Origin of the sequence: Edaphobacter aggregans DSM 19364 (genome assembly GCF_000745965.1) — a bacterium.
GTDB lineage: Bacteria > Acidobacteriota > Terriglobia > Terriglobales > Acidobacteriaceae > Edaphobacter > Edaphobacter aggregans.
Genome location: NZ_JQKI01000236.1, coordinates 1 through 5,330, shown reverse-complemented (window position 1 = coordinate 5,330; position 5,330 = coordinate 1). Strand labels below are relative to the sequence as shown.

Here is a 5,330-nt window from a genome sequence, read left to right as displayed (position 1 = left end):
GCGACTCGAACATCGCGAAGTCTGTTGAACCTGTATGGCCTAGTTTTAGACGCCCTGCTTTTTCAAGAAGCCAGCCGCTGACTTCTTTGATCGCGCTTGGACCCGAGCCAATCTTCTCGGCGATGGTTCGGAGGGTGCGATCGTCAGCCTGAATCTCCGGGAGCAACGCTCCGGCGAAATCCCGGAACTGTTGATCGTCATGCTGATCGTGCATTGCTTCAAGCAGCTGAAGGGCTATACGGGCACCACCGAGGTGGTCGTTTACATAAGTGGTAAGGGGCTCGGCCATGGTGGACACCTCTCGAACCTGACAGATGAATGTGCTGGAAACGTCTACAGTTCACTAATTGAGATGCCGACTGCGCCTTCCGCAAGATGTCTGCCGCAGAATGCGGCCCACCGGATTTAGACAACGGGGCATCCTAAATCGCATCAGGCAAGGAGGTGTGGCGTTTCTGGACAGTACCGAAACGCGGTGAACCGGGTTCGGAAATGGGGACGAACCAAAGGAGGTGTGGTTTGCTTGCGGGTCACTCAAAGAGCCGGGCGCGTCCACCTCGCGGTAGCCGATAATGGCTGCTGCGGGATTGAAGACAAGATTTATCGAAAAATCGACAAATCTTCCAGGCCCACAATACTTCCAAAAGCGCAGGCACCGGACTCAGACTATGGCTATCTCACGGCATTGCTCGAAAGCACGGCGGCGCCCTTTCCTGTCGTAGCTTCGACGCGAGCTGGAAAAAGTGGAACGACGTTCCGATTGTCTCTACCGGCATCGAAATCACCGATCGCCAACCTAAAAACAGCTTGAACGACAACCCATGACTCATTCGTCTGGCATGCCAGCGCAGAGGGTTCTCGGTTTAAAGTCGGTCTCGTCCTCTTCCAAAAACCAAGTAAATGATCACTAACGCGAGGACAAGACTGAGGCCGCCGCCGCCGTAATACCCGAGCCCGGGGCCCATGTAGTAGCCGCCGCCACCGACCAAAAGTAGTAACAGAATGAGAATGAGGATGAGAGGCATGGGCCGAAGTCTAGATGGGATTGTGGGCTTGTCTACTCCAACGCCAGTAGTTTAGTAGCAAGAGACAGCTTGAGGTGTGGCGTCGCCTACTAGGAAACCTAAATTATCCAGGTGAATGCCGGCAACTCTCCGAAGTTGGTTTTGCGGTGCGAGAAGTTTCGTAGAATGGCCTGATGAACGAACATGACCCTTTGTCAGGCGCCGGACAGACATCCCCACCGCTGATCGGAAAGACTGCGCTTGTAACGGGAGCATCTCGAGGAATCGGAGCCAGCATCGCACGGCAATTGGCTGAAGCGGGAGCGGATGTCGCAATCAATTACCGCAGCAAAGGACCAAGAGCTCAGGACGTAGCTAGTGCGATTGAGGCATTGGGGCGGCGATCGCTGCTTCTGCAGGCGGACATAACCAGTCCAGAAGATATTGCGTCAACCTTCCCACAAATTGCTGAGGCATGGTCTCACCTCGATCTGCTGATCCTGAATGCCAGTCGCGCTTCGCGCCATGAGCTTGGGCGGAAGCCCCATATTGCCAACCTCTGCCATGCCCGGGTAGCCCTTCGGCCCGCAATTTTGTAAGACGAGCACTGAGTTCTCGTCGACCTGCAGGTTTGGATCGGCTATCCGTTCCCGATAGTGTTCAATCGCTCTGCGACGACTCTTCGTCCATGGAGCGCATGCCGTCATGCAGCAACGGGTGAAGCAATCGTCCGGGTTAAGCCAGTGGCTGGAACAGCTGGCGTCGCGTGTCCATCGCAATGTGGCCGTAGTTTGCTCTGGCCAACAAACTGGCTCGCATGGCCTGGGCGGTGCTCGCTAAAGGGGAAAGATATCGCCCGTCGCTTTTGGCGGAAGGTTTGCGTATGAAGTAATTGGCCTGCAGATGCAGCCCGGCAACGAGCGCCAGTCTTGGAAATCGCCTGCGCGATTCCCACATCTGCAGACCAGCGGCTACGGATGATCAATCTGACTTTTTTCAAACCCGTCAGGTTTGCTGGCGAACAATGAGATGGCAAAACGGTCGATCCCGGCGCTCTCGAAACCTGTAACCGGAAAATGCCTGCAAAGGCAGCGTAACTAAAAAGGACGAGGGCGCAGCGCATTCCATTCAGGCCAGGAGTTCGCTACTCCAATAAAGGCCGGATACATTCGCGCAGACCAATTCTGTCATCACACTCTTCGCTTGCAAAACGGCGGCGGACCATACATTCCGGTTTGGCGACGATGCAGCAGGTGGAATAACGCCTGGGCCCGGCCGCCAGGAGACAAACGGATGCCGTGTGTGGTTGCAGCGTGCTCACATGTGAAAGTTCATGAGACACTCCTGACACGCCAACGATCCGGGAGTCCGGCGGTCGTAGGAAGGAATCTCACACCATGCAAACGATATGCCTCGCCCTGTTGATTCTGCTGGCCGCACCGGCTGGAGTGTCGTTGGCTCAAGATGCCGCGTCAGAAGGGCAAATCCGCGTTGTTGCAGATCAAGTTGTCGCCTGGAACGCCGGCGATGGGCATCCCTACGCCCGGCAGCTCGCGCCGGACGCGTCGTTCACGAATCTTTTCGGAATGGTCATGTATGGCGCGGGCGCGAGGTCAATGGTGGATCGAGGCGTATCACAACGTGGACGTCAAGTCTGCGAAGTGACCAGAACCTTAATCGATCCTCACGACTGTTTGAGCCAACCCGCCGTTGTGACGGATGAACAGCGGAGATAGCGCATACTGATGGGGGATTATGGCACAATCGGACGATTTTCGAATAGCTAAGTTGGCAGGGGCATCGAAGCTGTCAGATCCGGGCCTTTGGTCCCGGATTGAGAGTTGGTATCGGGAGCGGAGCCCAACTATCTCGGAGGTCTCAATCGTCCCCCTGGACGGCGCCATCGGCCAGCCTCCACATATCCATGCGTTTCTGGTCCCGAGTTTTGAAGAGCTCAAGAAATGGAAGCGAGCCAATGCGCGCGAGTTGATTCGCTTTGAGTTCCAGACCTTGTCGAAGCAACTCCCGGTGGAAGAGCGGCCAGACACGTTTTCATTAAGATCACGACCATTGCCGCGCACAACTGGCGACGCCCTAGATTCCAGCCAAGTTCGCAAAGAATTTTCTCACGCGACCGGGAGCATTTCACCTACCAGCCCCATCAAGCAGCAGCTATCGAATCTGCTTCGCGTGCACAAGCCAATTCAGAGCGAGTTCGAAGATAACATGAATATTGAGTTGGATTTAGGTTTTGATTCCCTGGAGCGAGTGCAGCTCCTTTCAGAAATTGAGCGGAACTTCGGTGTTCGTATCCCTGATGACGAAGCAGCTCAAATATTTACTGTCGGTGACCTGGTGGGTACTGTGACAAAAAGGGCCAAAGCTCCGCCTCTCCTGTCATCAAGTTCATGGTCGCAGATATTAGAAGCTCCATTGACCTTAAACGAGGAGACACTTGCCAATACTACTTTCCAGGACAGGATGTGGGTCGTATCTACTGCGTGGGCTTTGCTGTTGCTACTCCGTCTCGCAGGCAAGCTTTGCTTTGACCTGCGAGTAGAGGGTCGCCATCATCTTCCTAAAGACAGATCATTCTTGTTCGCCGTCAATCATTGTTCGCACCTCGACCCGCTGTTCTTGCTGTGGAGTCTGCCTTTTGGCATCATGCGCCGGCTTTCTTTCATGGGCCATACCGAATATTTCGGAACTGGCTGGAAAGCCAGGGTGTCGCCGTGGTTAAAACTGGTTCCGGTCGATCCTGATCAGCATGTGCGCTCAGGGATGCGGCTAAGCGCTGAAGCACTGCGCCGGAAGCTAGTTGGCTGCGTGTTCCCGGAAGGAGAACGTTCACCGAATGGCGCGCTGCAACGGTTTCATCGTGGCATTGCTATTCTGGCGCGGGAATGTAAGGTGCCGGTCGTTCCGGCCGCAATCCTGGGAAGCTATGAAGTCTTCCCACGTGGGGCACAGCAGTTTCGATGCTCACCCGTTCAAGTCAGGTTTGGACAGCCGGTTCATGCCGAAGATCAAGATACAGATCTCGATTTCCTGGCCCATCTATGGAAAGCTGTAAGGGACCTCCGCGGCAACGATAACTATGCTAGAGAGCCCATTCCAGAAATCCTCGATATCTAGCCGCTAGATCCCAGAATGGCGGTGCTTTTTCCTGAAGACATCTGGCCTAAGAACTAAGGCATCGGATTTAGGAAAAACGCAAGTGTCCGAGGAAGTCCCTATGGCCTAACTGCTGTTCTGCAGATCCATTAGGGGCACGGCTAACTGCGTTCTGAACAAAGGCATCCAATGAAGCCTAACGCGACGGAGGGAACTTTCTATGGAAAAGCATGTTGGTCGGGGTATTGTCGCAGGTTTGGCAGCTGGGCTCGTTGCCTCTTGGGTGATGAATGAATTCATGACGGGTCCGGGCCACAAATTACAGCAGGCCGTGCAATCTCCAGAAGATAACGAGCGCGATGCGATTCAAAGCGAGAATCCGAAAGAGGATGCCACAATGAAGACCGCTGACGCGGTTGTGAGCACTGTCACGGGTGGTCAACATCTTTCTTGGGAACAACGCGTAAAGGCCGGTCCCGCGGTACATTACGCGTTTGGTGGCTTAATGGGGGCCATTTATGGTGGGCTTGCCGAACTGTGGCCTGGAGTACGTTCTGGATTTGGAATAACGTTTGGTTCTGTTATCTTCACCGGAGCAGATCTACTGGCTGTTCCGGCCCTGAAGCTCGGCCCATCACCTATAGAGCAGCCGACCACTGCTCAGGTTTCTCCTTGGGATGCTCATCTCGTTTATGGAGTTACAACCGAGTTTGTTCGACGTACGGTCCGTGCTCTTCTTTAGGGCGCTCGCAATGATTTGGAGGTGATTCGTACCGATAAGGATATTGGCCCGATTCCATTTAAATGGAGAGGTGCCCAAGAGTTATCCACTGGTGGACCAGCACGCACTTTTCTGGGATCCTTTTCTGAGGAATCCATCAACTATCGTCTCGGGATCTTACCTGCCCCCGGAAATCTCTACCAGTTTGAACTGGAGTTCTCTCGTAAATTGAACGAGGGAGCTGAGATGAAGAAGAGCCGGTATACGGAAGAGCAGATCATTGGGATATTGAAGCAGCATGAGGCTGGAGTGAAGACGGCGGATCTGTGCCGTGAGCACGGGATCAGCGGGGCGACGTTCTACGGCTGGAAGCTGAAGTTCGGGGGCATGGAGGTGAGCGAGGCGCAGCGGCTGAAGGCGATGGAGGATGAGAACCGTCGTCTGAAGCTGCTGGTGGCGGAGTTGAGCCTGCACGGCGAGGCGCTGAAGGC

The 5,330-nt window shown here is 54.6% G+C and carries 6 protein-coding genes; 5 read left to right on the top strand and 1 reads right to left on the bottom strand.

Annotated elements, in window-relative coordinates; translation table 11 throughout:
* Positions 1 to 289 (bottom strand): hypothetical protein (locus tag Q363_RS30365; protein WP_035358200.1); only part of this gene is annotated, 289 nt, incomplete at its 3' end.
* A gap of 909 nt (positions 290 to 1,198) precedes the next feature.
* On the opposite strand from Q363_RS30365, the gene Q363_RS39560 reads away from it, so the two are divergent.
* The 5 genes from Q363_RS39560 to Q363_RS30345 all read left to right on the top strand — a co-directional run.
* The gene (locus Q363_RS39560; protein ID WP_084080932.1) at positions 1,199 to 1,603 is read left to right on the top strand and encodes an SDR family NAD(P)-dependent oxidoreductase; all 405 of its coding nucleotides are present in this window, start codon (positions 1,199 to 1,201) and stop codon (positions 1,601 to 1,603) included.
* A gap of 798 nt (positions 1,604 to 2,401) precedes the next feature.
* Complete coding sequence (locus Q363_RS30360; protein WP_035358198.1) at positions 2,402 to 2,740, top strand: nuclear transport factor 2 family protein; 339 nt, start codon at positions 2,402 to 2,404, stop codon at positions 2,738 to 2,740.
* A 19-nt stretch (positions 2,741 to 2,759) separates the two neighbouring features.
* A complete protein-coding gene (locus Q363_RS37105) occupies positions 2,760 to 4,139 on the top strand; it encodes a 1-acyl-sn-glycerol-3-phosphate acyltransferase (RefSeq protein ID WP_051979567.1) in 1,380 nt (459 codons plus the stop codon).
* A gap of 199 nt (positions 4,140 to 4,338) precedes the next feature.
* Complete coding sequence (locus Q363_RS37100; protein ID WP_051979566.1) at positions 4,339 to 4,860, top strand: DUF1440 domain-containing protein; 522 nt, start codon at positions 4,339 to 4,341, stop codon at positions 4,858 to 4,860.
* A 225-nt stretch (positions 4,861 to 5,085) separates the two neighbouring features.
* Positions 5,086 to 5,330, top strand: a 245-nt coding sequence (locus Q363_RS30345; RefSeq protein ID WP_035358203.1) for a transposase, incomplete at its 3' end; no start/stop codon positions are given.

Bases quoted from the DNA above. Each gene is read 5' to 3' on its own strand.
- Q363_RS30360 (WP_035358198.1), top strand. From the start codon at position 2,402: ATGCAAACGATATGCCTCGCCCTGTTGATTCTGCTGGCCGCACCGGCT.
- Q363_RS37100 (WP_051979566.1), top strand. From the start codon at position 4,339: ATGGAAAAGCATGTTGGTCGGGGTATTGTCGCAGGTTTGGCAGCTGGG.
- Q363_RS37105 (WP_051979567.1), top strand. From the start codon at position 2,760: ATGGCACAATCGGACGATTTTCGAATAGCTAAGTTGGCAGGGGCATCG.
- Q363_RS39560 (WP_084080932.1), top strand. From the start codon at position 1,199: ATGAACGAACATGACCCTTTGTCAGGCGCCGGACAGACATCCCCACCG.